This window comes from Streptomyces sp. NPDC052721 (assembly GCF_040678315.1).
Classification (GTDB): Bacteria; Actinomycetota; Actinomycetes; order Streptomycetales; family Streptomycetaceae; genus Streptomyces.
Genome location: NZ_JBFATL010000040.1, coordinates 1 through 24,669, shown reverse-complemented (window position 1 = coordinate 24,669; position 24,669 = coordinate 1). Strand labels below are relative to the sequence as shown.

Below are 24,669 nucleotides of genomic sequence, written 5' to 3'. Positions count from 1 at the left end.
CGGCAGAGCCAGTTTAATGAAGGCGTTCCGGCTGTCTAGCCTTTCATTGCCTCAATCTTCGCTCGGTGTACTACGGATTTCGCAGGCGTTAGCGTCTTGTTCCGGCCTTGCGTCCTCTTCCGGTGGCTCCTCACCCAGCATGCGCTCCGCCGCGGCGCGGTGCAGGCGGGCCGACGCGGGGTCGCCGAGCCGGTCCAGGGTGTCGGCGAGCCGCAGCTGGAGTGCGGCCTGCAAGCGCGCGTCCTCGGCGCGCCGCGCCCACTCCACGGCCTCCTGGCAGGTGCGCAGCGACTCCTCGGGCCGCCCCGCGTACTCCTGCACCCGGGCGATCTCGCTCAACGCCCGCGCGCTGGCGGCGACATCGCCGCTCCTGCGGTAGCCGGCGAGGGCGGCCCGCCAGTTCCGCAGTGCCTCGCCGTAACGGCCGGCGTAGGTGTGGGCGGTGCCGATACGGCCGTACAGCCGGGCCGCCTCCGGGTGCTCCCCCCGGGCCAGCCGCTCGGCCAGCGCCCGGCCGAACCAGTCGGCGGCCCGGTCGTGGTCCCCCAGCTCCTGGTAGGCACCGCCTACGGATTCCATCGCGCGGCCGGTCGCGTACGGGTCGTTCGCCTCGCGTCCGGCGTCCAGGGCGGCCCGGTAACGGGCCAGCGCCTCCCGGGTCCGGCCGGTCTGCGCGTCCAGATCGCCCAGGTTCAGCAGGGCCGCGGCCTTCTCCCGGGGCAGCCCGCGCCGCTCGGCGACGTCCAGGACGAGGCCGTGCAGGCCGTACAGGTCGGGTGCGGCGGCCTGCGTGCCGACGTGCGCGGCCAGGGCCCTGACCAGCTGGGACATCAGCCGGCGGGCGAGGGTGTCCAGCTCGCCGTCGGCCACCGCGAGGCGCGCGGACGCCAGCAGGGCGGGCCGCCGGATGCGCAGCCAGTCGGCGGCGGCCCGCGGGGTCGGGAAGCGCAGCGCGGGGGGCAGGCCGCTCAGCTTCTCCCGGGCCTGCGGGCTGTCGGTCTCGGTGATCGCCCGGCAGGACTGCAGCAGCCGTACCGTCCGCTCCAGCATCCGGGCCCGGGCCAGCTGCAGCTCGGCGGGCCGTTCCTGGGTCTCGGTCAGGGCGCGCAGCAGCGGGTGCAGACAGCCGGGGACCTCGTACTGGGGCAGCGGGGAGTCCAGGGCGCGCAGCAGGCCGAGCGCGACGAGGTCGTCCAGGGTGGCGCGGGCGGCGTCGACCGAGCAGCCGGCGAGCGCCGAGGCGGTGTGCGGGTCGGCCAGACCGGCCGGGGCGAGGCAGAGCAGTCGCAGTACGCGGGCGGCCGGGCCGGGCAGCTGGTCGTACACGAGCCGGAAGACGCGGGACAGCGGGGTGCCGTCCGCGCCGCCGTCGGCGTGCAGCCGCTTGGCGAGGTCGGAGACGGCGGCCTGGGGGCGGGCGGCGAGCCAGCCGCCGGCCAGCACCAGTGCGGCCGGGTGGCCCTGGCAGGCCTCGACCAGGCTCTCCGCGGAGCGCGGGTCGACGGTGACGCGGACGGAGCCCGCGTAGCCCGTGAGCAGTTCCACCGCGGACTTGGTGTCGAGGCCGCCGAGGGTGCAGGGGCGGACGTCCGCGATGCCGGTGAGCGGGCCCCCGGAGACGGCCACCACCAGGCAGTCCGGGGCGTCCGGGAGCAGCGCGTCGACCTGCTCGGCGCCGGCCGCGTCGTCCAGCAGGAGCAGCATCCGCCGGCCGGCGAGGGCGGCGCGCAGGGCCGCGGCCAGGTCGTCCTCGGCGGCTCCGGCGGGGGCCGGCAGCTCCAGCGCGGCGAGCAGGTCGCGGGCGGCCTGCTCGACGGGCACCGGAGTGCCGCCGGGCTCGCTGAGGCGGGCCCGCAGCACTCCGTCGGGGTAGCGGCCGGCGACCTGCCGGACGAGTTGCTCGGCGAGACGGGTCCGGCCGGAGCCGGGGCGGCCGGCGATGAGGAGCACCCGCGCGCGGGGGGCCTTGCGGCCGGAGAGAGTGTCCAGTCCGGCGCGCTCGATGTCGGCGCGCAGTTCCTTCAACTCCCGTGCCCGGCCCAGGAAACGGTCCTCCCTGGCCGGGTGCGCGGTCCGCTCCGCACCGTCTGGGTCCACCGCCTGATCCGTCACGGGCCACACTCCCGTCCCACCGCACGCGCAAGCCCGCCGGTGTCTTCCGATACGGGCGTTGAAGAGCCTAGTTCACGCTCTGCGACGTTCCGGGAAGAGCACGGCGGGGGGATCGCCCGATCGGATCAGGCGATCGTCACACCGGTGGGCCGGACGGGTGCGGCCGGTTCCCCGGCCGGGTCCGGTCAGTTCTCGAAGGGGCGCGCGGGCCAGGGCGCGTCAGCGGGACGCAGCGCGTCCAGGCCGTCCCCGCCACGGGCGGCGACCAGGGAGAGCACGCCCACCACGAGGCAGTTGTTGTGCAGGTCCCCGGCCAGGACCCGGCGCACCAGCTCCTCGACCGGCACACGCGCGTGCTGCATGTCGGTCTCCTCGTGCTCCGCCGCGAAGCGCTCCCCCTCGGCGTCGGACAGGCCCCGGGCCAGGAAGATCCGTACGGCCTCGTCGCAGCCGCCCGGTGTGGTGTACACGTCGGTCAGCACCCGCCAGTCCTCGGCCTTGACGTGCGCCTCCTCGTACAGCTCCCGCTGGGCGGCGTGCAGCGGGTTCTCACCGGGCACGTCCAGCAGCCCGGCCGGGATCTCCCACAGCTTGTGCCGCACCGGGTGCCGGTACTGGTTGATCAGCAGCACCCGGTCCTCCTCGTCCAGGGCGAGGACGGCCACGGAGCCGGGGTGGACCTGGTAGTCACGGCGGGCCACCGACCCGTCGGGCATGACCACGTCGTCCGTGCGGACGGAGGTCTTGTTGCCCACGAAGGGGGTGTCCGTGGCTCGGATCTCCCACTCCTCGGGGGTGTCCTTGATCGTCATGCCCTGTCCTTCCACACGCTTTCCGAAAAACCGGCCGACGAAGAAGGCCGGGGCGCTCACCTTTGAAGGTTTGCACCCCGGCCACCGTACAACTGGTGTGTTACTTCGAATTCTTCCGCTCGACCGCGGCCTTCACCAGGCCGACGAAGAGCGGGTTCGCGCGGGTCGGCCGCGAGCGCAGCTCGGGGTGCGCCTGCGTGGCGACCAGGTACGGGTGGACGTCGCGCGGGTACTCCACGTACTCCACGAGCTTGCCGTCGGGGGAGGTGCCGGAGAAGACGATGCCGGCCTTCTTCTCCAGTTCCGCGCGGTAGGCGTTGTTGACCTCGTAGCGGTGCCGGTGGCGCTCCTCGACGTACTCCTTGCCGTCGTAGACCTCGCGGACGATGGAGCCCTCGGCGAGCTTGGCCGGGTACATGCCGAGCCGCATCGTGCCGCCCATGTCGCCCTCACCGGCGACGATGTCGAGCTGCTCGGCCATGGTGGAGATGACCGGGTGGGCGGTGGCCGGGTCGAACTCGGTGGAGTTGGCGTCCGGGATGTCGGCCAGGTTGCGGGCGGCCTCGATCACGATGCACTGCAGGCCCAGGCACAGGCCGAGCAGCGGGATCCTGTTCTCCCGGGCGTAGCGGATCGCGCCGACCTTGCCGAGCACGCCCCGGTCGCCGAAGCCGCCGGGGATGCAGACGCCGTCCACGTCCGCGAGCTGGGCCTTGGCGCCGGCCGGGGTCTTGCAGTCGTCGGAGGTGACCCACTTGATCTTCACGCGGGCCTTGTTGGCGAAGCCGCCCGCGCGCAGCGCCTCGGTGACCGACAGGTAGGCGTCGGGCAGGTCGATGTACTTGCCGACCAGCGCCAGGGTGACCTCGTGGTCGGGGTTGTGGACGCGGTCGAGCAGGTCGTCCCAGGTCGTCCAGTCCACGTCGCGGAAGGGCAGGTCGAGCTTGCGGACCACGTACGCGTCCAGGCCCTCGGCGTGCACGACCTTGGGGATGTCGTAGATCGAGCGGGCGTCCGGGCAGGCGACGACGGCGGCCTCGTCGACGTCGCACATCAGGGAGATCTTCCGCTTGATCGCGGTGGGCACCTCCCGGTCGCAGCGCAGCACGATCGCGTCCGGCTGGATGCCGATGTTCCGGAGCGCGGCCACCGAGTGCTGGGTCGGCTTGGTCTTCAGCTCACCGGACGGGCCGATGTAGGGCAGCAGCGAGATGTGCACGACGAAGACGTTGTCCCGGCCGACCTCGTGGCGGACCTGGCGGACGGTCTCCAGGAACGGCAGCGACTCGATGTCGCCGACCGTGCCGCCGACCTCGGTGATGACCACGTCGACCTCGTCGGTGGCCATGCGCCGGATGCGGTGCTTGATCTCGTTGGTGATGTGCGGGATGACCTGCACCGTGTCGCCCAGGTACTCGCCGCGGCGCTCCTTGGCGATCACGGTGGAGTAGACCTGGCCGGTGGTGACGTTGGCGGTGCCGTCCAGGTCACGGTCGAGGAACCGCTCGTAGTGGCCGATGTCCAGGTCGGTCTCGGCGCCGTCGTTGGTGACGAACACCTCACCGTGCTGGAAGGGGTTCATCGTGCCCGGGTCGACGTTCAGGTACGGGTCCAGCTTCTGCATCACGACACGCAGGCCCCGCGCCTTGAGCAGCATGCCCAGGCTGGAGGCCGTCAGACCCTTGCCGAGCGAGGAGGCGACACCCCCGGTCACGAAGATGTGCTTGGTCGTCGTGGTGTTGGGCGGCATGGCCAAGAGGGGGCTCCCGTGGTCGCGGTCTGGAAGTGCGATCCGGCGACCCTCCCGGGTGTTTCCGGGGGTGCCGTCGCTGCGGTTCGGGGGGCCCCTTCCGGATTTCCCTGTCGGGGTGGCTCCCACCGGTCCACGGGCTACCAGCGTATCAGCGCCTGGACGAGATGGCTCCCGGCCACTGTGCGCGCTCGCCCGGCCACAGCGGGACGCCGCAGAGGTCACTCCTGTCACTCGCGTCATCCCGCGGGCACAGGGTTCTCACCCGGTGCTCACTCGTTCGGCTCACACAGGTTGCCCGGAGCGGCACGCAGATCATCTACGTGCGTCGTATCCTGCTCGGACATTCGCTGCCGAGCCCGGCCGGAACGACGGCACACCCCCGCCAACATCACCCGGAACAACGAGAGCGCGGCAGTTCGTTGAGCAAAGACTGTCGTGTTGCCTCAGGGCTCGGCGGGCTGCTTTGCTTCACCGCTCAACGACGCTTAACAACGACCCCTTGACCGCACTAGCGACAGCCCCCTGCGCGGGGGTGTGACGTGGCCGTTCGACTGGAGTTGCACGTGGCCGGGCGCATCGAAGACTACGCACTCATCGGAGACATGCAGACCGCGGCGCTGGTCTGCCGGGATGGCACGGTGGACTGGCTGTGCCTGCCCCGCTTCGACTCGCATGCCATCTTCGCCGGCCTGCTGGGCACCGAGGAGCACGGTTTCTGGCGGCTCGGACCGGCGCACGCCGCCGACGCCAAGCCGCCCACGGCCGCCCGGCGCAGCTACCGCGGCGACTCGCTGATCCTGGAATCGGAGTGGGACACCCCGCGCGGCACGGTCCGTGTGACCGATTTCATGCCCCCGCGTGACGGCGCCCCGCAGCTGATCCGGATCGTAGAGGGCGTCACCGGCCGCGTGCCGATGCGCTCGGCCCTGCGGATGCGGTTCTCCTACGGCCGGGTGGTGCCGTGGGTGCACAAGCACGAGGGACGCACGGTGGCCGTCGCCGGACCGGACTCGGTGTGGTTCGACACCGAGGCCGAGACCTACGGCAAGGCGCTCACCACGTACGCCGACTTCACCGTCGCCCCGGGTGACCGGATCGCGTTCACCATCTCCTGGCAGCCCTCGCACAAGCAGCCGCCGCCGCTGCCGGAGCCGGAGGCCTCGCTGGAGGCGACGGAGGACTTCTGGCGCGAGTGGGTCGAGCACTGCACCTACCACGGGCCGTACCGCGAGGCGGTGATCCGCTCGCTGATCACCCTGAAGGCGCTGACGTACGCCCCCACGGGCGGCATCGTCGCGGCCCCGACGACCTCCCTGCCGGAGGACATCGGGGGTGTGCGCAACTGGGACTACCGCTACACGTGGCTGCGGGACGCGGCGATCACCCTGTCCTCGCTGCTGCGCACGGGCTACCGCGAAGAGGCCCGCGCCTGGCGCGAGTGGCTGCTGCGCGCGGTCGCCGGCGACCCGGAGAACCTGCAGATCATGTACGGCATCGCCGGTGAGCGCGAGCTGGGCGAGGCCGAGCTGGACTGGCTGCCCGGCTACGAGAAGTCGGCCCCGGTGCGGGTCGGCAACGGCGCCGCGCACCAGCTCCAGCTGGACGTGTACGGCGAGGTCACCGAGGCCCTGCACCTGGGCCACATGACCGGGCTCGCCCGCAACGACTACGCCTCCCTGCTCCAGCTGAAGCTGATCCGCTACCTGGAGGACCACTGGCAGGAGCCGGACGAGGGCATCTGGGAGGTGCGCGGCCCGCGCCGGCACTTCGTGCACTCCAAGGTGATGGCCTGGGTCGCCGTCGACCGCACGATCAAGCTGATCGAGTCCGGCGACGCGGACGGCCCGCTGGAGCGCTGGAAGGAACTGCGCGACGACATCCACCGGGACGTGTGCGAGAAGGGCTACGACAAGGAGCGCAACACCTTCACCCAGTCCTACGGCTCGCAGGAGCTGGACGCCTCCCTGCTGCTCATCCCGCAGATGGGCTTCCTGCCGCCGGACGACAAGCGGGTGATCGGCACCATCGAGGCGATCCAGCGCGAGCTGTCCACCCCGGACGGGTTCATCCTGCGCTACCCGACGGAAGGCGACCGAGCGGGCGTCGACGGCCTGCCGGGCGACGAGGGCGCCTTCCTGGCCTGCTCGTTCTGGATGGCGGACGACCTGGCGATGATCGGCCGGGTGGACGAGGCGCGCAAGCTGTTCGAGAAGCTCCTCGCGCTGCGCAACGACCTCGGTCTGCTCGCCGAGGAATGGGACCCGCGCCTGAAGCGCCAGGTGGGCAACTTCCCGCAGGCGTTCAGCCACGTCCCGCTGATCGACACGGCCCTGCGGCTGACCGCGTCGGGCGCCTACGGCGGCTGAGCAGGCCGGCACAGTCCCGCCCGCCTAGGCTGGAAGCCGGACACAGGCCCCTTTGTGCGGAAGGGGGCGGCCATGGCTTCCCTCTCGAAGGCGGGCGCGGCCCTCGCCGCGCTGCGCGAGGATCTGGTCGGCGATGTGCTCGCCCCCGGTGACCTGGGCTACGAGGAGGCCCGTGCGGTCTTCAACGCGATGGTCGACCGGCGGCCCGCGGTGATCGCGCAGTGCGCGGACGCGACCGATGTGGTGCGGGCCGTGCGCTTCGGCAGGGACCTGGACCTGCACATCGCGGTGCGCGGCGGCGGCCACGGCGTGGCCGGTACGGCGCTGGGCGACGGCGCGCTCGTGGTGGACCTGCGCCGGATGCACCGGGTGACCGTCGACCCGGCGTCCGAGGCGGTCCGCGTCGAGGGCGGCGCCACGATGAGCCATCTGGACCGCGCCACCCAGCCGTACGGTCTCGCGACCACCGGCGGGCGGGCCTCCACCACCGGCGTCGGCGGCTTCGTCCTCGGCGGCGGCACCGGCTGGCTGGACCGCGCCTTCGGCCTCGCCGTCGACAACCTCATCGCTGTGGAGCTGGTGACCGCCGACGCCGAGCGGGTGCACGCGAGCGCCGACGAGAACCCCGAGCTGTTCTGGGCGCTGCACGGCGGGGGCGGCAACTTCGGCGTCGCCACCGCGCTCACCCTGCGGCTGCACGAGCTGCCGGAGTTCTCCATCGTCCTGCTGCTGTTCCTGCCGGACACCGGACCGGACGTGCTCCGCACCTTCCGCGAGATCATCCGCACCGGGCCGGACGAGGTGGGTGGCGCGGCGCTGTACCTCACCGGCCCGCCCGGGGAGTTCACACCGCCGGAGCTGGTGGGCACGCCGCTGTGCGCGGCCCTGCTGACCTACGCCGGCGGCGAGGACGAGCTGCGCAAGCTCGCCGAGCCGCTGCTCGCGCTGCCGCACGAGGTGGAACTGGCCGGTGACCTGCCGTACGCCGATGTGCAGTCCCTGCTCGACCAGCCGGCGGGGCTGCGCAACCACTGGTCGGCGGAGTATCTGACCGGGCTGCCGGACGAGGCGGTGGACGTCTTCTGCGCCCGCGCGGACGGCATGCCGGTGCCGACCCCCACCCGGCACCTGCTGTTCCCGCAGGGCGGGGCCGTCGCGGCCGGCCCGCACGAGTACCCGGTGCCGTACCGGGACGCGCCCTGGGCGGCGCACCCGCTCGCGATCTGGCCGGACCCGGCCGACGACGAGCGGGCGATCGGCTGGGTGCGGGACGTGCGGGCCGGCCTGCGGCGGTGGAGCACGGGTGCCGTGTACCTCAACTTCATCGGCGACGAGGGCCCGGAGCGGGTCCGCGCGGGCCTGGGTGCCGGGAACACCCTGCGCCTGGCGAAGGTGAAGCGGCGCTACGACCCCGACAACGTCTTCCGCTTCAACCACAACATCCGTCCGGTCTAGGCGGCAGCTGCCCCCCGGGAGCTGTTCCTGAGGGCGTTTGCGCAGGTAGCGTCGCCGCATGGACAGCCGTACGGACCATCGGCCCGACACCCAGGGCGCCGGGATCACCGTGCAGCGGGCGCTGGAGCTGCCCGGACTGCGCAGCGGGCTGCCGGAGGTGCTGGCGGGCGCCGACCGGCTCGGCCGCACCGTGCGCTGGGTGCACGCGGGCGAGGTCCCGAACATCGCCTCGCTGCTCAAGGGCGGCGAGCTGCTGCTGACCACCGGCTACGGCCTCGGCACCCGGCCGGCCGAGCAGCGGGCGTTCGTGCGCACCCTCGCCGAGCGCGGGATCGCCGCCCTCGTGGTGGAGCTGGGCCCGCGCTTCGCCCGGCTGCCCGCCGCCCTGGTGGACACGGCGCGGGCGGCCGGGCTGCCGCTGGTCCAGCTGCACCGCGAGGTGCCGTTCGTGACGGTGACCGAGGAGATCCACACCGAGATCGTCAACGGCCACTACGCGCTGCTCCAGCGCGCGGAGGAGGTGCACCGGCGCTGCACCGAGGCCCTGCTGGGCGGCGGCGGGGTGCCGCAGGTGCTGGACATCCTGGCCGGCTTCGGCGGCAACCCGGTGTTCCTGGAGACCGCCGACGGCCGGCTGCTGTACGCCGCCGGGGCCGGGCCGGAGGGCGCGGACCCGCTCCAGGTCTGGGAGGGGCTGCGCGGCCCGCACAAGGAGGCCCCGCCGCCCGCCGGGTCGGTGCTGGTGGACGTGCCCGGCGGCGGGCCCGGGGCCGCCGGTGCCGTGCGCGCCCGCCTGGTGCTGCTGCCGGTCCGCTCGCCGCTGGCCCCGGTGCACCGGATCGCCGCCGAGCGGGCCGCGGGCATCCTGGCCGTGGTGCTGATGCAGGCCCGGCAGGAGGAGGAGCTGGCGGCGCGCGGGCGCGGTGACTTCCTCACCGATCTCGCCGAGGGCCGGATCGCGGCGGAGGACGCCCCGGCGCAGGCCCGGGTGCTGGGCTTCAAGCCCGGCGACAGCCCGCTGCTGCCCGTGGTGATGCGGATCGGGGACAGCCTCTCCCCCGGCGGGGGCTGGGCGGTGCTGGCCCGCGCGGTCTCCGAGGAGCTGGCCGCGGTGGGGGTGCCGGTGCTGCTCGGGGTGCGGCCGGTGGAGGGCCGGGTGCTGGTGCTGCTGGGGCTGCGTTCGGACTCGGAGCGGGCGGCGGTCGCGGACCGGGTGGCGGCGGCGCTCCGGGCGGGGGTGGAGCGGGCCGGGATGCGCCGGCCTGGCTCGCCGTCGCCGGTCGTGGTCGTCGGGGTGGCGGGCGGCTGGGCGGCGGCCTCGGCGGGGCTCAGGCATGCGGCGGAGACCGCGACGGCGGCCCAGGGCCTGACCGACCGGCCCTGGTACGACGCCCGGCGCCTCGACATCGACCTCCTGCTGTGGCGGCTGCGCGACCACCCGGACCTCGCGGCCTTCGTGGACCGGGCGATCGGCCCGCTGCGCGACCACGACCACCGCTCCAAGCCGCCGCTGCTGCCGACCCTGGAGACCTATCTGGCGCACGCCGGCCGCAAGGCGGAGACGGCCCGCGAACTGCATCTCAACCGGCAGACGCTCTACAACCGGCTCGCCCGGATCGGGGAGTTGCTGGGCACCGACCTGGACGACCCGCAGACGGTACTGGCGTTGAGCCTGGCCCTGCGGGCGCGCCGGCACGTGCCCTGAGCCCGGTCAGGGCAGTGGCCTCGGCTGGGTCAACTCGTCGTACACGCTGAGGACTTGGGCGACCGTCTCGTCCTCGGTCGGCCAGGTGGCGGCCTGCCGCGTCCCGCGCTCGCGCAGCACCGCGCACCGTTCCGGGTCCGCGAGGAGCCGTACGACGGTGGCGGCGAGGGCTTCCGGATCGCCGTACGGGACGAGTTCGGCCGCGTCGCCGACGAGGTCCGGGATGCCACCGACCCGGGTGGCGACGAGCGGCACGCGCGCGTGCAGCGCCTCCTGGGCGAGGACGGACCGCGACTCACGACTGCTCGTCAGCAGGGCCAGATCGGCGGCGGCGAGCAGCTCCGGCACGTCCTCGCGGTGCCCGATGAGCCGCACCGGCAGCTCCTCGTCCTCGATCCGCCGTTGCAGCACCGGCCGCAGCGGTCCCTCCCCCGCGACGGCCACCAGCGGGACCGGGTCGAGGCCGCGCCACGCGCGGGCCGCGTCGAGCAGGACGTCGTAGCCGCGGTGCCGCTCCAGGGAACCGACCGCGATGAGCAACGGGCGTCCGGTGGCGCCGAGTTCGGCCCGGGTCTTGGACCGCAGCCGGTCGGGATCGTCGCGGTCGGAGACGTCGGCGTCGAGGAGGCCGCCGGGGCGGCGCCGGCCCGGCAGGCCGACGGCCGCGAGCCGGGCGTCGCGCGCGCCGGTCCGCCGGGCCCGGTCGACCAGGTCGGGGCTGGTGCCGAGGACCACGGCAGCGGTCCTCATCACGCGCCGTTCCAGCAGCCGCAGCAGCTGGGCCCGCGGGCCCTCCGCGTGGGCCCGGTTGTGCCAGGTGACCACCAGCGGGGTGGTGCGCCCGCTGAGCGCGAGCACGGTCCGGAAGGAGGCGTGCAGACCGTGCGCGTGCACCAGGTCGGCGTGCGCGCAGGCCGTCCTGAGCGCGGCCACGGAGACGGGGTCGCTGCTGCGCGGCACGTGCACGTGCTCGGCGCCGACTCCGATGAAGTCGTAGGCGTGATCGGCCTCGACGGGGGCGCATACGGTGACCCGCACGCCCCTCGCCACCAGACCCTCGGCCAGGGAGCGCACATGCGCGCTGCTGCCGGCGTTGCCTCCGCCGAGCACCTGCACGGTGCGCAGCGGCGGCTGGCCGTGCGGTGCGTTGCTGCTCAGGGGGCTCACGGGGCCGGGGCTCCTGGTTCACGGGGGCGGGCACGAGGTTCACGTGGGGTGGTCACGAGGAAACGTACAGAAGGTAGCGGGCCCAGGGGGGCGGAAGGACGCACCCCGCGCGCCTCCCGGGCGGACCGTCCGTACTCGCTGCCCGCCCCGCGTTCCCTGCCAAGCATGCCAGCACGTACGGCCGTTCAGGGACATCCGGCGAGGGCGCACCGTGCGGCGGGCCGGGGCAATGCGCCGGAGCACATCACCCACACGGGTGAGGGAACGCCTGCCACGGCGGAACGGTGTACGAGGGCATACCACGAGGTCAGCCGCTCACCGGGCCCGCGCCCAGGCGCTGACCCGATCCCCGTACCGGGCCGCGGCCACCAGAGCGACGGCGTGCGCGAGCAGCCCCGCGCGCCGGTTTCCCGCCACCACGGCCGCCCCCAGTGCGGTACCGAGGGCGTGCGCCCCCCGTGTCCCCGAGCATCACGCGCTCGCCGAGGTCGTCGGGCAGCACGGCCGCGGCGGCGCCCATCGCCCCGGCGGCCAGCCGGGGCCCCGGTCCCTCCCCACCAGCCCCGGCGCCCCGAGCGAGAGCACCGCGCCGGCGGCCCGCCCGGGCCGCACGTCGAGGAGGTCGACCAGGTGGGCCGTCCCGGCGATCACGACCCCGCCGAGCAGCTTGTCGAGCGGACGCTCCTTCATCAGCGCCCCCGCCACCAGCCCGGCCGCCGACATCCCGAACAACTTCACGGCCCCGCTGGTGACCTCACCGTCCCGCAGGGCCGCCAGATGCGCCCGGAACCCCCGCCGGTGATCCCCGGCCATGTCGTCGTACGCCCCACAGGCCCCGGCGGCCGGCACCGCGAACCCGGCCGCGGGACACGCCCGCCCAGCGGCGACCGCCGCCCCCAGCACCGCGGCGGGCCCCGGCGTACAGCCCCACGACCCGCCCGGCGTGATTCCTCCGTTCCCAGCGCGCCCGCCCGCCGGGGGCGGCCTTCCGCAGCCCGGCACATGCCGCACGCGCCGACAGCGCGGCCACCGCGAAGGCACTCTTCGGGCGCCGTCAGCCTGACGCCCGCGTGCACGGGGGCGGACACCTGGCCGGCGCCCGCCCCGGTGCACGCGGTGCTACAGGTCCGCCCTGGCCGTCGCCAGGAGTTCCTCCGCGTGGGCGCGGGCCGTTTCGGAGTCCTCCTGGCCCGCCAGCATGCGGGACAGCTCGCGGATGCGCTCCTCGCCCTCCAGGACCTTCACACCGGAGCGGGTGACGGAGCCGTCGTCGGTCTTCTCCACGAGCAGCTGGCGGTCGGCGAACGCGGCGACCTGGGGCAGGTGGGTGACCACGACGACCTGCGCGGTCTTGGCGAGCTTCGCCAGCCGCCGGCCGATCTCGACCGCCGCCTTGCCGCCGACACCCGCGTCGACCTCGTCGAAGAGGTACGTCGGCACCGGGTCGGTGCCCGCGAACACCACCTCCACGGCCAGCATCACGCGGGACAGCTCACCACCGGACGCGCCCTTCGCGATGGGCCGCGGCGGGGCGCCGGGGTGCGGGGCGAGCAGCAGCTCGACCTCGTCCACGCCCGACGGGCCGTAGGCGACCGTCCGCCCGCCGACCTCGACGCCGTCCGGGTCCTCGGTCTGTCGGATGTCGAAGGACACGCGCGCATGGGGCATCGCCAGCGAGGCCAGCTCGGCCGTCACGGCGGCGGCGAACCGCTCGGCGGCCTCCGTCCGCGCGTCCGTCAGCGCTTGCGCGAGCCCGCCCAGTTCGGTGCGCAGCGCGTCCCGTTCGGCCGTCAGCTCCTCGATCCGCTCGTCGTCGCCGTCCAGCTCCGTGAGCCGCGCGGCACTCCGCTCGGCCCAGGCCAGGACGGCAGCGACGTCGTCGCCGTACTTGCGGGTCAGGGCGTTCAGGCCGGCCCGGCGCTCCTCCACGGCGGCCAGCCGCAGCGGGTCGGCGTCGAGATCGTCGGCGTACCCCGCCAGCTCGCCCGCCACGTCACCCAGCAGGATGCCGATCTCCCCGATCCGGTCGGCGAGCGCGGCCAGTGCCGGATCGTGCGACCGCACGGCCTCCAGGGCCCGGTGCGCGCCCGCGACGAGCGTCGAGGCGTCGATGCCCTCGGGGTCCTCCGGATTGCCCGCGAGAGCGGCGTGCGCGGCCGTCGCGGCGGACGACAGCGCCTCGGCGTGCCCCAGCCGCTCGGCCTCCTCGGCCAGCTCCACGTCCTCGCCGGCCCGGGGCTCCACGGCGGCGATCTCGTCGAGCCCGTACCGCAGCATGTCGGCTTCCTGCGCCCGCTCACGCGCGCGTGTGGTGATCTCCTCCAGCTCGGCGGAGACGGCCCGCAGCCGCTTGTACGCCTCGCCGTACTTGGCGAGCGGCACGGCGACGGCGTCGCCCGCGTACCGGTCGAGCGCCTGCCGCTGCCGGGACAGCTTCAGCAGCCCCTGCTGGTCGGTCTGCCCGTGCACGGCCACCAGGTCGTCGGCCAGCTCGGCGAGCAGCCCGACGGGCACGCTGCGCCCGCCCAGGTGCGCCCGGGAGCGGCCCTCGGCGGAAACGGTACGGCTGATCAGCAGGGCCCCGTCGTCCAGCTCGGCCCCGGCCTCCTCGGCACGTACGACGGCCGCGGCGCCGGGGGGCACGGCGACCCGCCCCTCCACGACCGCCTTCTCGGCCCCGATCCGCACCAGCGCCGGGTCCGCCCGGCCGCCGAGCAGCAGCCCAAGGCTGGTGACCACCATGGTCTTGCCGGCACCCGTCTCACCGGTGACGGCGGTGAACCCCGGCGACAGCTCGACAACGGCATCGTCGATGACCCCGAGCGACCGTATCCGCATCTCCTCCAACACGGAACAGACCATACGAGGTCCGGGGCCGGGAGCGCACATGGCCCGCCCTTGTCACTCCGAGGGGTGGTGCGGCGCCCCCCGCCATCCCGTGGTCGGCAACGCGAACTTCGCCACCAACCGGTCCGTGAAGGACGAATGGTGCAGCCGGGCCAGCCGTACCGGCACGGCCCCCCGCCTGACCTCGACCCGCGCCCCCGGCGGCAGCTCCACGGTCCGCCGCCCGTCGCACCAGAGAACCCCCGGCGGGATGTGCGGCAGCACCTCCACCGCCAGCACGGAGTCCGGCGAGGTGACCAACGGCTTCGCGAACAGCGCGTGCGCGCTGATCGGCACCATGAGCAGTGCCTCCACCTCCGGCCACACCACCGGCCCCCCGGCGGAGAAGGCGTACGCCGTGGACCCGGTCGGCGTGGACAGCACGACACCGTCGCACCCGAATCCGGTCACCGGCCGCCCGTCGATCTCCAGGACGACTTCCAGCAGCTTCTCGGCGCCGGCCTTCTGCACGGCCGCCTCGTTCAGCGCCCAGTCGGTGTGCACGATGTCGCCGTTGCGGTGCACCACGACGTCGACGGTCATCCGCTCTTCGACCTCGTACGACCGCGCCACCACCCGGTCCACGACCCGGTCGAGGTCGTCCCGCTCGGCCTCCGCGAGGAACCCGACGCGCCCGAGGTTGACGCCGAGCATCGGGACCCCGGAGGCCCGCGCGAACTCGGCGCCGCGCAGCAGCGTGCCGTCGCCGCCCAGCACGATCAGCAGCTCGCACCCGTCCAGGCACTGCGGGGTCGCCTCCTTGACGAGGGCCACCTCGTCCGGGAGCGGCAGGTCGCGCGCCTCCTCCTCCAGCACCCGCACCCCGATGCCATGCCGCAGCAGACCCTTGACGACGAGTTCCGCACTGCGGATCGCCGCGGGCCGCCCGGTGTGGGCGAGCAGGAAAACAGTACGCGCCAGGTTCTGTGTCAACGCGGCCCCTCCGCCACTGCACGGTCGACGTCGGCCGGGTCCACCTGGGGTGCCCCCGCCCGCAGCCAGAGAAAGTACTCGACGTTCCCCGAGGGGCCGGGCAGCGGACTGGCGGTGACACCCTGCACCCCGAGCCCCAGCTCCCAGGCCTTCTCGGCCACTCCTCGCACGGCCTCCGCCCGCAGCTGCGGACTCCGTACGACACCCCCGCTGCCGAGCCGCTCCTTCCCCACCTCGAACTGCGGCTTGACCATCATCACCAGGTCGGCGTCCGGCGTCACGCACCGCTTCAGGGCGGGCAGTACCAGTCCGAGCGGGATGAAGGACAGATCGCCCACGACAAGATCCACAGGTTCCCCATCGATCGCCTCAAGCGTCAACTCGCGTACGTTCGTACGGTCCTTGACGGTGACGCGTTCATCGTTCCGCAGAGACCAGGCGAGCTGTCCGTAGCCGACGTCCACCGCGACGACGTGGGCGGCGCCCGCGCGCAGCAGGACGTCGGTGAAGCCGCCGGTGGACGCGCCGGCGTCCAGCGCGCGCCGGCCCTCGACGACGAGCCCCTCCGGCACGAAGGCCTCCAGCGCGCCGGCGAGCTTGTGCCCGCCCCGGGAGACGTAGTCGGGATCGCTGTCGTCGGACTGGACCACGATCGCCGCCGCGGTCTCCACCTGCGTGGCCGGCTTGGTCGCCACGGTCTTGCCGACGGTGACCCGGCCGGCGGCGATCAGCTGGCTGGCGTGCTCGCGCGAGCGGGCGAGCTTCCGGCGGACCAGCTCCGCGTCGAGACGGCGGCGTGCGACTCCTGCCACGTTCGGTTCAGCTCCTGTGTTGGTACGACGGTGAGGGGGCCGGAGGTCCCGGGCGGGCGTCGAGCGCGGTGAGCGCGTCGCGCAGCCCCCGGTGCACATCCTCGTACACCTCGACATGGCCGTCGGTGGCGAGGTGGTCGGCGTCGGCGAGCCGGTCGAGCTGGGCGTCGACCTCGGCGTTGCCGGTGGGGGTGCGCGGGACGTTCAGGGGGGCGGGCGCCGCGGGGTCGTACGCGGGCGCCGCCTCGGTGTCGATGTCGGCCTCGGACACGGACTCGCTCATGCCCAGACGCTACCCCGAACCGCTGGGGTACCGTCGTGGGCGATGGCCACGATCGAGGAGTGCCGCGCCGCACTGGGGAAGCTTTCGGACAACATGCAGGGGGCCGAGGGCGACGTCCGCGCGGCCGCCGCGCTCGACCGCTCGGTGAGCTGCCACATCACCGATCTCGACGTCACCTTCGCGGGCCGGATGACCGGCGGCCGGATCGAGGTCGACGAGACCCACCCCGGCCCGCCGCGCGAGAGGGCGCAGATCAGGCTCGCCATGGCCGGGGACGACCTGGTGGCCCTGGTGGGCGGCGGACTGAACTTCGCGACCGCCTGGGGCTCGGGCCGGGTGAAGCTGGAGGCGAGCCTGCTGGACCTGTTCCGGCTCCGGAAGCTGCTGTAGGCGTTCCGCGTCGTCAGGAAGCCGCCGTGACCTTCTCCGCGCGCGCCTTCCGGGCCGCCGGCACCACCAGCGGGGTGCCCGTCTCCGGGTCGTCGATGACCTGGCAGCGCAGTCCGAAGACCTCCTCGACCAGTTCGGCCGTGACGATGTCGTTCGGGGCGCCCTCGGCGATCACCGTGCCGCCGCGCAGAGCGATGAGGTGGGTGGCGTAGCGGGCGGCGTGGTTGAGGTCGTGCAGCACCGCCACCAGCGTCCGGCCCTGCTCCTCGTGCAGCTCGGCGCACAGGTCGAGGACGTCGATCTGGTGCTGGATGTCCAGGTAGGTGGTCGGCTCGTCCAGGAGCAGCAGCGGGGTCTGCTGGGCGAGCGCCATGGCGATCCACACCCGCTGCCGCTGCCCGCCGGACAGCTCGTCCACGTACCGCTCGGCCAGCTCCGCGACGCCGGTCTGCCGCATCGACTCCCGCACGACCCGCTCGTCCTGCGCGGACCACTGGCGCAGCAGGCCCTGGTGCGGGTAGCGGCCCCGGCCGACGAGGTCGGCGACGGTGATGCCGTCGGGCGCGACGGACGACTGCGGCAGCAGGCCGAGGGTCCGCGCGACCTTCTTGGCGGGCATCGACTGGATGGCCTGCCCGTCCAGCAGCACCCGGCCCTGGCTCGGCCTGAGCATCCGCGACAGCGCCCGCAGCAGCGTCGACTTGCCGCACGCGTTGGGGCCGACGATCACCGTGAAGGAGTTGTCGGGGATCTCCACCGACAGCTGCTCGGCGATGACCCGCTGGTCGTAGGCGAGGGTGACGTTCTGCGCGGACAGCCGGTTCACAGTGCTCCTAGGGGTGTTGGGGTGCGCGCCGCCTGCGTCCGGGCCCTGCGCGCGCTTCATATCCGGCCCGCCCGGCGCTCGCCGACCAGCAGCCACAGCAGGTAGGCGCCGCCGAGGACGCCGGTGACCACGCCGACGGGCAGCTGGTCGGCGCCGAAGGCGCGCTGGGAGGCCCAGTCGGCGGCGACCAGCAGGGCCGCCCCCATGCACAGGGAGGGCACCAGGTTCGGCCCCGGCGAGCGGGTGAGGCGCCGGGCGAGCTGCGGCGCGGTCAGCGCGACGAAGCTGACGGGCCCCGCGGCGGCCGTGGCGGCGGCGACGAGCAGGACGGCACAGACCATCAGCACGAGCCGGACGCGCTGCACGCGCACGCCGAGCGCGTTCGAGATGTCGTCGCCCATCTCCATCATCCGCAGGCCGCGCGCGTTCGCGAGGACCAGCGGGACGAGGACGGCGCACAGCCCGAGCAGCGGCCAGACCTGGTCCCAGTCCCGGCCGCCCAGGGAGCCGGTCATCCACACCACCGCGCGGGTCGCGTCGACCAGGTCGGCCTTGGTGAGCAGATAGCCGTTGACCGCCGTCATGATCGCGTTGACGCCGATGCCGACCAGCACCAGCCGGTATCCGTGCACGCCCCGCTTCCAGGCGAGCGCGTAGATGGCGAGACCGGTCGCCAGGCCGCCGGCCAGCGCGCCCAGGGTCACCTGGGAGGCGCTGCCGGACATCAGCACGATCACGACGAGCGCGCCGGCCGTCGAGCCCTGCGACAGGCCGAGCACGTCCGGGCTGCCCAGCGGGTTGCGGGAAACCGACTGGAACAGCGCCCCGCCGAGGCCGAGCGAGGCACCGACCAGCAGGCCGACGAGGACCCGGGGCAGCCGCAGCTCGTTGACGATGAAGTCCTGGTAGGCGGTGCCGTTGCCGGCGAGCGTCCGCAGCACGTCGGCCGCCGGGATGTTCGCGTCGCCGGTGCCGATCAACGCCACACCGGCGGCACAGGCGGCGGCGAGCAGCAGCACGACGACGACCAGCGCACGCGGGTCCAGGCGCAGCGAGAGCCCGCCGGGGGTGCGTACGGCACGGCTCGTGGAGTGTGTCCTCACAGCTGGGCCGTCCTCCGCCGTCGTACGAGAAAGATGAAGAGGGGGCCGCCGATGATCGCGGTGACGATGCCGACCTGAAGCTCGGCGGGGCGGGCCACGACCCGGCCGATGACATCGGCGCCGAGCAGCAGCACGGGCGCCAGGACGGTGGCGTACGGCAGGATCCAGCGCAGGTCGGGGCCGGTGAAGGAGCGCACGACGTGCGGGACCATCAGGCCGACGAAGACGATCGGGCCGCAGGCGGCGGTCGCGGCACCGCACAGCACCACAGCGGCCAGCATGGCCAGCGCCCGGGTGCGGTTGAGGTTCGCGCCGAGGGCGCGCGCCGTGTCGTCGCCCATCTCCACGGCGTTCAGCGGCCGGGCCAGGGCGAGCGCGAGGACCGTGCCGACCGCGAGGAACGGCAGGACCTGCACGATGGTCGCGTTCGTGGCCGAGACCAGCGAACCCACCGTCCAGAACCGCATCTTGCCCAGGGCCGCGCCGTCCGTGATCATCACGGCCTGGAGGTAGCCGTACAGGGCCGCGCTGATCGCCGTGCCGGCGAGCGCGAGCCGTACCGGGGTGGCGCCCCGGCTGCCGCCGAGGAACCACACCAGCGCGCCGACCGCCGCCGCGCCGAGGAACGCGAACCACACATAGCCGGCGAGGCTGGTGACGCCGAAGTAGGTCATGGCCGTGACGACGGCGGCGGAGGCGCCCGCGTTCATGCCGAGCAGCCCGGGCTCGGCCAGCGGGTTGCGGGTCAGCGCCTGGAGCACCGCACCGGACAGGCCGAGCGCGGCTCCGGCCAGCAGACCGAGGGCCGTGCGCGAGAGCCGCTCGTCGACGACCACGTCGCCGTACGTCCCCGTGTCGTGGAACAAGCCGTGCCAGACCTGGTCCAGCGACAGCGCTTTGGCCCCGATCGCGATGCTCGCCAGAGCGACGAGCACCAGGAGCGCGACCGAGAGCAGGAGCCCAAGGACCCTCGCCGCCCGGCGGGTCGGGGGCGCGGGGGCGGTCTCCGCGCGCTGTTCCGGAGGACTGTCGACCAACACGAGGTTAGGTTAGCCTACCCTCGCAATCGATCTCGATCCCCGGTCCTGCGAGGTCCGCGGAAACCCGCAGAGGCCCGCCCGCGTCCCGTTCCTGTGCGGCCCGCCGGCATCCACCTGGGGGACCGTCAGAGCCCCAGCCTGGCCAGCGGCTTCTCCCCGTCCAGCGCGCAGGAGCCCTCCCCCGCCGCCGTCCAGGCCGCCGCGCACAGCGCCCGCAGCCCGTCCAGCGGCTCGCCGTCGCCCGTCAGTTCCAACCGGTCCGTCCCGGCCGTCGCCGTCCACCCGCCGCAACGGAAACCGTCACCTTCCCGGGTGATCTCCGGCTGCCCGGTGAGCAGCCCGCGCAGATCGGCGTCCACATACGTCGGCCGGTGCTGCGGCGGCGCGGCGAGCAACTGCGCCCCGTCGGTGACCCCGGTCAGCACCAGCAGGGAGTCCACCCCGCCGTTGAACGCGCCCTCGATGTCCGTGTCCAGCCGGTCCCCGACCACCAGCGGCCGCTCGGCCCCGGTCCGGATGATCGTCTCCCGGTGCATCGGGGGCAGCGGCTTGCCCGCGACCTGCGGCTCGGCGCCCGTCGCGATCCGCACGACCTCCACGGCCGCCCCGTTGCCCGGCGCGATGCCCCGCCCGCTCGGAATCGTCAGATCCGTGTTGGACGCGAACCACGGCACACCCCGCCGCACGGCGTACGACGCCTCCGCGAACCGCCCCCAGGGCAGATCCGGCCCGCCGTAGCCCTGCACGACCGCAGCCGGATCGTCGTCCGCCGACTCCACCGGCGTCAGGCCCCGCTCGCGCAGCGCCACCCGCAGCCCCTCCCCGCCGATCACCAGCACCCGCGCCCCGGCCGGCACCTGCTCGCTGATCAGCCGCGCGACGGCCTGCGCGGAGGTGATGACATCGTCCGCGCCCGTCGGTATGCCCAGCTCCGTCAGATGCCCGGCCACCGCGTCCGGGGTCCGCAGCGCGTTGTTGGTGACGTACGCGAGACGCATCCCGCCCGACCGGGCCACCGCCAGCGAGTCGACCGCGTGCGCGATCGCGCTCCCGCCCGCGTACACCACCCCGTCCAGATCGAGCAGCGCCGTGTCGTACGCCTCGCTCAGGGGCTGCCCACTGCCCTCGGGCCTCGTCCTGACGCCCTGGCTCATGTCCACATCGCTCCTCGTTCACTCGCCTTTCCCCCGATCATCCCGCACGCCGCTGACACACGTACGATGCCGGGATGAACACAGCAGGTCACTGGGAGGCAACACCGCGTCGAGGCCTGGAACTGACCCCGTTCCGAGGTCTTCGTTACGACCCCGACCGGGTCGGCAGCCTCGCCTCCGTCACCTCCCCGCCCTACGACGTCGTCGTACGCCCCGACGGCCTGCACCACCTCCAGTCGGCCGACCCGTACAACATCGTCCGGCTGATCCTGCCCCAGGCCGGAACCCCGAGCGCCCGCACCGAGCAGGCGGCCGACACGCTGCGCCGCTGGCTGGACGAGGGCATCCTCACCGCCGACCCCGAGCCGGGCCTGTACGTGTACGAGCAGCGCAACGGCGACGGCATGCTCCAGCGCGGCATCATCGGCACCCTGCGGGTCACCGAGCCCGCCGAGGGCGTGGTGCTCCCGCACGAGGACGTCATGCCACCCGTGGTCGCCGACCGCGCGGCCCTGATGCGGGCCACGCGCGCCAACCTGGAGCCGCTGCTGCTGACCTACCGGGGCGACGGCACGGCTGCCGAGGTCGTCGAGCGTACGGCGGACCGCCCGCCCCTGTTGGCCACGACCACCGAGGACGGCTTCCGGCACCGCCTCTGGTCCGTCACCGACCCGGAAGAACTGACCCGCGTCCAGACCGACCTCGCCGGCCGCCAGGCCCTCATCGCCGACGGCCACCACCGCTGGGCCACGTACCGGCGGCTGCGCCTGGAACACCCCTCCCCCAGCCCCTGGGACTACGGCCTGGTCCTCCTGGTCGACACCGCCCGCTACCCGCTGCGCGTCCGCGCCATCCACCGGCTCCTGCACGGCCTGCCGGTCGCGGACGCACTGGCGGCGGTGCACGGCCTGTTCCGGGTACGGCACCTCGACAAGCCCCTTCCCGAGGCCCTGGAGACGCTGGCGGACGCGGCCTGCGCCGGCAACGCCTTCCTGCTCGCCGGCGACGGCGCCTTCCATCTGCTCGACCGCCCGGACCCCGATCTCCTGGCCCGGACCGTCCCCGTGGACCGCCCGGCCGCCTGGCGCGCCCTGGACGCCACGGTCCTGCACGCCACGCTGCTGGACCACGTCTGGCACATCCCCGAGGACTCCCCGGCCCACATCGCCTATATCCACGACACGGCGGCGACGGTCGAGAAAGCGGAACGCGACGGCGGTACGGCGGTCCTGATGCACCCGGTCCGCGAGGAGGTCGTACGCGAGCTGGCCCGACAGGGCGTGACCATGCCCCGGAAGTCGACGTCGTTCGGCCCGAAACCGGCCTCGGGGCTGGTCCTGCGGGCACTGGAGATCTGAGCCGACAGCCGCCGTCGACGCACGGGCCGCCGGCACACGGAAGAGGGCAGGCTCCTTCGGGAGCCTGCCCTCTTCCCGGTGACTGACCGGTGCCTGAGGTCAGTCCTTGTCGCCGTCCTCCGGGGAGGCGTCGGTGGACTCGTCGGCCGCGTCCTCGCTGTCCCCGCCGTCCTCGTCGTCTTCGGACAAGGCGTCGACGAACTCCACGCCGTCCAGCTCGGCGAGCCGGTCGGAGGCGTCCGTGCTGCCGTCCCGGTCGGCCTCGACGGCCTTCGCGAACCACTCCCGCGCCTCACGTTCCCGGCCGGCCGCCAGCAGGGCGTCGGCGTACGCGTAGCGCAGGCGAGCGGTCCACGGCTGCACCGAGTTGGAGGCGAGTTCGGGGCTCTGCAGGGTCACGATGGCCGCGTCCAGCTGGCCCATGTCACGCCGGGCGCCGGCGGCGACGAGCCGCATCTCGACCTGACCGGCCTTGTCCAGCTTGTGCACCTCCGGGGCGCCGGCCATGTCCAGCGCCTTCTCCGGCCGGCCGAGCCCGCGCTCGCAGTCGGCCATCACCGGCCACAGGTCCACGGTGCCGGTCATCCGCCGGGCGGCCCGGAACTCGGCGAGCGCCTCGCCGTACTTCTGGTTCGCGTACGCGGCGAATCCCGCGGCCTCGCGTACGGCGGCCACGCGGGACGCCAGGCGCAGGGCCACCTTGGAGTAGCCGTAGGCCCCCTCAGGGTCCTCGTCGATCAGCCGGGCGACCATCACCAGGTTCTTGGCGACGTCCTCCGCGAGCGTCTTGGGCAGGCTCTGCAGCTCCTGCCGGACGTCCTTGTCGATCTCGTCGCCGGTGACGTCCTCCGGGATCGGCAGCCGCTTGATCGGCTCCCGGTCCCGGTCCCGCTCATCACGGAACCGGCCCCCGCCACGGCGGTCGTCCCGGCCGTCACGGCCCCGGAAGCCACCGGGGCGACCACCGCGGTCACCGCGGTCGTCCCTGCGAGGTCCACGGCCCCCACGGTCGTCGCGGCCGTCCCGGCCACGGAAGCCACCGCGCTCACCACGGCTGTCGTCCCGCCGGAAGCCACCGCGCTCCCCACGGTCGCGGTCGTCGCGCCGGTCGTCACGGCGGTCGTCACGGCGGTCGTCACGGCGGTCATCGCGCCGGAAGCCGCCACGGTCGTCGTCACGGCGGAAGGAGGGGCGGTCGCCACGGTCGCCACGGTCGTCCCGGCGGAAGCCGCCACGGTCGTCGTCGCGACGGAAGGAGGGGCGGTCGCCACGGTCGTCCCGGCGGAAGCCGCCACGGTCGTCGTCGCGACGGAAGGAGGGGCGGTCGCCACGGTCACCACGGTCGTCCCGGCGGAAGCCGCCACGGTCACCACGGTCGTCCCGGCGGAAGCCGCCACGGTCGTCGTCACGGCGGAAAGAGGGGCGGTCGCCACGGTCGCCCCGGTCGTCCCGGCGGAAGCCGCGGTCTCCACGGTCGTCCCTGCGGTCGTCACGTCGGTCGTCCCGACGGAAGGGCAGGCGCGAACCCCGGTCACCCTCACGGCGGTAGCCGCCGCCACGGCTGTCATCCCTGCGGTCGTCGCGCCGGTCGTCCCGACGGTCGTCCCTACGGAAGCCACCGCGCTCGCCACGGTCACGGTCGTCGCGGCGGTCGTCCCGACGGTCGTCACGGCGGCCGTAGCCACCGCGGTTGTCGTCGCGCCGGCCGTAGCCGCCACGGTCGTCGTCACGGCGGAAGGAGGGGCGGTCGCCACGGTCACCACGGTCGTCCCGGCGGAAGCCACCGCGCTCCCCACGGTCGCGGTCGTCACGTCGGTCGTCCCGACGGAACCCGCCCCGCTCACCCCGGTCGCGGTCGTCCCGCTGAAAACCGGGACGCGCGCCTCGCTCGCCCTCGCGGCGGAACCCGCCACCACGGCGGTCGTCACGTCGGTCGTCGCGGCGGTCGTCCCGACGGTCGTCACGGCGGCCGTGGCCACCACGGTCGCTGCCGCGCGGGTCGCTGTCGCGCCGGAAACCGCCACGGTCACCCCGGTCACCACTGTCCCGTCGCCGCTGGTCGCGCTCCGGTCGGTCGTCGGGAGAGTTGGTGGACATGGTGACTCCTGTCTTCGGTACCACAAGCATTGTAAAAACAAAAGGACCCCTGGTCCCAGCTGAACGCTGGTGACCAGGGGTCCTCCAAAGATTGTTCGGCGGCGTCCTACTCTCCCACAGGGTCCCCCCTGCAGTACCATCGGCGCTGTGAGGCTTAGCTTCCGGGTTCGAAATGTAACCGGGCGTTTCCCTCACGCTATGACCACCGAAACCCTAATGGTTTCGAGCGAACAAGCACACTTTTCACTTGTGTTCACAGTTCAGCTCAAAGCCGGCAACCGTTCGTTGCCTCAGAACATACACAGTGGACGCGAGCATCAATGGACAAGCCCTCGGCCTATTAGTACCAGTCAACTCCACCCGTTACCAGGCTTCCATATCTGGCCTATCAACCCAGTCGTCTACTGGGAGCCTTAC

General features: G+C 73.6%; 18 protein-coding genes, 2 rRNA genes and 1 pseudogene. 5 read left to right on the top strand and 16 right to left on the bottom strand.

Annotated features, from left to right (window positions below; genetic code table 11):
* Nucleotides 1-51: 51 nt before the first annotated feature.
* The 3 genes from AB0L21_RS30490 to AB0L21_RS30480 form a co-directional block, all read right to left on the bottom strand.
* Nucleotides 52-2,112, bottom strand: coding sequence for a tetratricopeptide repeat protein (locus AB0L21_RS30490; protein ID WP_365787678.1), 2,061 nt, complete (start codon nucleotides 2,110-2,112; stop codon nucleotides 52-54).
* Nucleotides 2,113-2,297: 185 nt separating this feature from the next.
* The gene (locus AB0L21_RS30485; protein WP_058079998.1) at nucleotides 2,298-2,924 is read right to left on the bottom strand and encodes an NUDIX hydrolase; all 627 of its coding nucleotides are present in this window, start codon (nucleotides 2,922-2,924) and stop codon (nucleotides 2,298-2,300) included.
* A gap of 100 nt (nucleotides 2,925-3,024) precedes the next feature.
* Nucleotides 3,025-4,674 carry a CTP synthase gene (locus AB0L21_RS30480; protein ID WP_365705329.1) on the bottom strand — a complete coding sequence of 550 codons (1,650 nt, stop codon included), beginning with the start codon at nucleotides 4,672-4,674 and terminating at the stop codon, nucleotides 3,025-3,027.
* Between the two features lie 566 nt (nucleotides 4,675-5,240).
* Between AB0L21_RS30480 and AB0L21_RS30475 the strand changes: the two genes are divergently transcribed.
* From AB0L21_RS30475 to AB0L21_RS30465, 3 genes are all read left to right on the top strand, one after another.
* Nucleotides 5,241-7,043 (top strand): glycoside hydrolase family 15 protein, encoded by a 1,803-nt coding sequence (locus AB0L21_RS30475; RefSeq protein ID WP_365705359.1) that lies wholly within the window; start codon nucleotides 5,241-5,243, stop codon nucleotides 7,041-7,043.
* Between the two features lie 72 nt (nucleotides 7,044-7,115).
* Nucleotides 7,116-8,498, top strand: coding sequence for an FAD-binding oxidoreductase (locus AB0L21_RS30470; protein ID WP_365705331.1), 1,383 nt, complete (start codon nucleotides 7,116-7,118; stop codon nucleotides 8,496-8,498).
* A gap of 58 nt (nucleotides 8,499-8,556) precedes the next feature.
* Nucleotides 8,557-10,203 carry a PucR family transcriptional regulator gene (locus AB0L21_RS30465; protein ID WP_365787676.1) on the top strand — a complete coding sequence of 549 codons (1,647 nt, stop codon included), beginning with the start codon at nucleotides 8,557-8,559 and terminating at the stop codon, nucleotides 10,201-10,203.
* 6 nt (nucleotides 10,204-10,209) lie between these two features.
* Here AB0L21_RS30465 and AB0L21_RS30460 read toward each other — a convergent pair whose 3' ends face one another.
* The 6 genes and pseudogenes from AB0L21_RS30460 to AB0L21_RS30435 all read right to left on the bottom strand — a co-directional run bounded on the left by AB0L21_RS30460 (nucleotide 10,210) and on the right by AB0L21_RS30435 (nucleotide 16,284).
* Complete coding sequence (locus AB0L21_RS30460) at nucleotides 10,210-11,370, bottom strand: glycosyltransferase family 4 protein (protein WP_365705335.1); 1,161 nt, start codon at nucleotides 11,368-11,370, stop codon at nucleotides 10,210-10,212.
* 315 nt (nucleotides 11,371-11,685) lie between these two features.
* Nucleotides 11,686-12,391, bottom strand: a pseudogene (locus AB0L21_RS30455) (hypothetical protein).
* Nucleotides 12,392-12,489: 98 nt separating this feature from the next.
* Nucleotides 12,490-14,232 carry a DNA repair protein RecN gene (gene recN, locus AB0L21_RS30450; RefSeq protein ID WP_365787675.1) on the bottom strand — a complete coding sequence of 581 codons (1,743 nt, stop codon included), beginning with the start codon at nucleotides 14,230-14,232 and terminating at the stop codon, nucleotides 12,490-12,492.
* 39 nt (nucleotides 14,233-14,271) lie between these two features.
* On the bottom strand, nucleotides 14,272-15,189 hold the full coding sequence (locus AB0L21_RS30445; protein ID WP_014671839.1) for an NAD kinase: 918 nt from the start codon (nucleotides 15,187-15,189) through the stop codon (nucleotides 14,272-14,274).
* Complete coding sequence (locus AB0L21_RS30440; protein WP_365705339.1) at nucleotides 15,186-16,001, bottom strand: TlyA family RNA methyltransferase; 816 nt, start codon at nucleotides 15,999-16,001, stop codon at nucleotides 15,186-15,188. The genes AB0L21_RS30445 and AB0L21_RS30440 overlap by 4 nt, the downstream gene beginning before the upstream one ends.
* Before the next feature lie 7 nt (nucleotides 16,002-16,008).
* Nucleotides 16,009-16,284, bottom strand: coding sequence for a hypothetical protein (locus AB0L21_RS30435; RefSeq protein ID WP_365705341.1), 276 nt, complete (start codon nucleotides 16,282-16,284; stop codon nucleotides 16,009-16,011).
* A gap of 42 nt (nucleotides 16,285-16,326) precedes the next feature.
* Between AB0L21_RS30435 and AB0L21_RS30430 the strand changes: the two genes are divergently transcribed.
* The gene (locus tag AB0L21_RS30430; RefSeq protein WP_365705343.1) at nucleotides 16,327-16,674 is read left to right on the top strand and encodes a sterol-binding protein; all 348 of its coding nucleotides are present in this window, start codon (nucleotides 16,327-16,329) and stop codon (nucleotides 16,672-16,674) included.
* Nucleotides 16,675-16,687: 13 nt separating this feature from the next.
* Here AB0L21_RS30430 and AB0L21_RS30425 read toward each other — a convergent pair whose 3' ends face one another.
* The 4 genes from AB0L21_RS30425 to AB0L21_RS30410 all read right to left on the bottom strand — a co-directional run bounded on the left by AB0L21_RS30425 (nucleotide 16,688) and on the right by AB0L21_RS30410 (nucleotide 20,797).
* Nucleotides 16,688-17,560: an ABC transporter ATP-binding protein gene (locus AB0L21_RS30425; RefSeq protein ID WP_365705345.1), complete on the bottom strand. Its 873-nt coding sequence runs from the start codon at nucleotides 17,558-17,560 to the stop codon at nucleotides 16,688-16,690.
* Nucleotides 17,557-18,603, bottom strand: coding sequence for an iron chelate uptake ABC transporter family permease subunit (locus AB0L21_RS30420; RefSeq protein WP_365787673.1), 1,047 nt, complete (start codon nucleotides 18,601-18,603; stop codon nucleotides 17,557-17,559). Before AB0L21_RS30420 ends, AB0L21_RS30425 begins: the two co-directional genes overlap by 4 nt.
* Nucleotides 18,600-19,643, bottom strand: a complete 1,044-nt coding sequence (locus AB0L21_RS30415) for an iron chelate uptake ABC transporter family permease subunit (RefSeq protein ID WP_365787671.1) — start codon at nucleotides 19,641-19,643, stop codon at nucleotides 18,600-18,602. Before AB0L21_RS30415 ends, AB0L21_RS30420 begins: the two co-directional genes overlap by 4 nt.
* 125 nt (nucleotides 19,644-19,768) lie before the next feature.
* Nucleotides 19,769-20,797 (bottom strand): HAD hydrolase-like protein, encoded by a 1,029-nt coding sequence (locus AB0L21_RS30410; RefSeq protein WP_365705351.1) that lies wholly within the window; start codon nucleotides 20,795-20,797, stop codon nucleotides 19,769-19,771.
* A 74-nt stretch (nucleotides 20,798-20,871) separates the two neighbouring features.
* On the opposite strand from AB0L21_RS30410, the gene AB0L21_RS30405 reads away from it, so the two are divergent.
* Nucleotides 20,872-22,155 (top strand): DUF1015 domain-containing protein, encoded by a 1,284-nt coding sequence (locus AB0L21_RS30405; protein ID WP_365787669.1) that lies wholly within the window; start codon nucleotides 20,872-20,874, stop codon nucleotides 22,153-22,155.
* A gap of 99 nt (nucleotides 22,156-22,254) precedes the next feature.
* Here the strand turns inward: AB0L21_RS30405 and AB0L21_RS30400 are convergent, their stop codons facing one another.
* From AB0L21_RS30400 to AB0L21_RS30390, 3 genes are all read right to left on the bottom strand, one after another.
* A complete protein-coding gene (locus AB0L21_RS30400) occupies nucleotides 22,255-23,016 on the bottom strand; it encodes a hypothetical protein (RefSeq protein WP_365705361.1) in 762 nt (253 codons plus the stop codon).
* 1,329 nt (nucleotides 23,017-24,345) lie between these two features.
* A 5S ribosomal RNA gene (gene rrf / locus AB0L21_RS30395) occupies nucleotides 24,346-24,462 on the bottom strand.
* A gap of 110 nt (nucleotides 24,463-24,572) precedes the next feature.
* Nucleotides 24,573-24,669 (bottom strand): 23S ribosomal RNA (locus AB0L21_RS30390); the annotation flags it as partial.

Coding starts and splice junctions, on each gene's coding strand:
- AB0L21_RS30485 (WP_058079998.1), bottom strand. CDS start 2,924: ATGACGATCAAGGACACCCCCGAGGAGTGGGAGATCCGAGCCACGGAC.
- AB0L21_RS30480 (WP_365705329.1), bottom strand. CDS start 4,674: ATGCCGCCCAACACCACGACGACCAAGCACATCTTCGTGACCGGGGGT.
- AB0L21_RS30470 (WP_365705331.1), top strand. CDS start 7,116: ATGGCTTCCCTCTCGAAGGCGGGCGCGGCCCTCGCCGCGCTGCGCGAG.
- AB0L21_RS30465 (WP_365787676.1), top strand. CDS start 8,557: ATGGACAGCCGTACGGACCATCGGCCCGACACCCAGGGCGCCGGGATC.
- recN (WP_365787675.1), bottom strand. CDS start 14,232: ATGGTCTGTTCCGTGTTGGAGGAGATGCGGATACGGTCGCTCGGGGTC.
- AB0L21_RS30435 (WP_365705341.1), bottom strand. CDS start 16,284: ATGAGCGAGTCCGTGTCCGAGGCCGACATCGACACCGAGGCGGCGCCC.
- AB0L21_RS30430 (WP_365705343.1), top strand. CDS start 16,327: ATGGCCACGATCGAGGAGTGCCGCGCCGCACTGGGGAAGCTTTCGGAC.
- AB0L21_RS30425 (WP_365705345.1), bottom strand. CDS start 17,560: ATGAAGCGCGCGCAGGGCCCGGACGCAGGCGGCGCGCACCCCAACACC.
- AB0L21_RS30410 (WP_365705351.1), bottom strand. CDS start 20,797: ATGAGCCAGGGCGTCAGGACGAGGCCCGAGGGCAGTGGGCAGCCCCTG.
- AB0L21_RS30405 (WP_365787669.1), top strand. CDS start 20,872: ATGAACACAGCAGGTCACTGGGAGGCAACACCGCGTCGAGGCCTGGAA.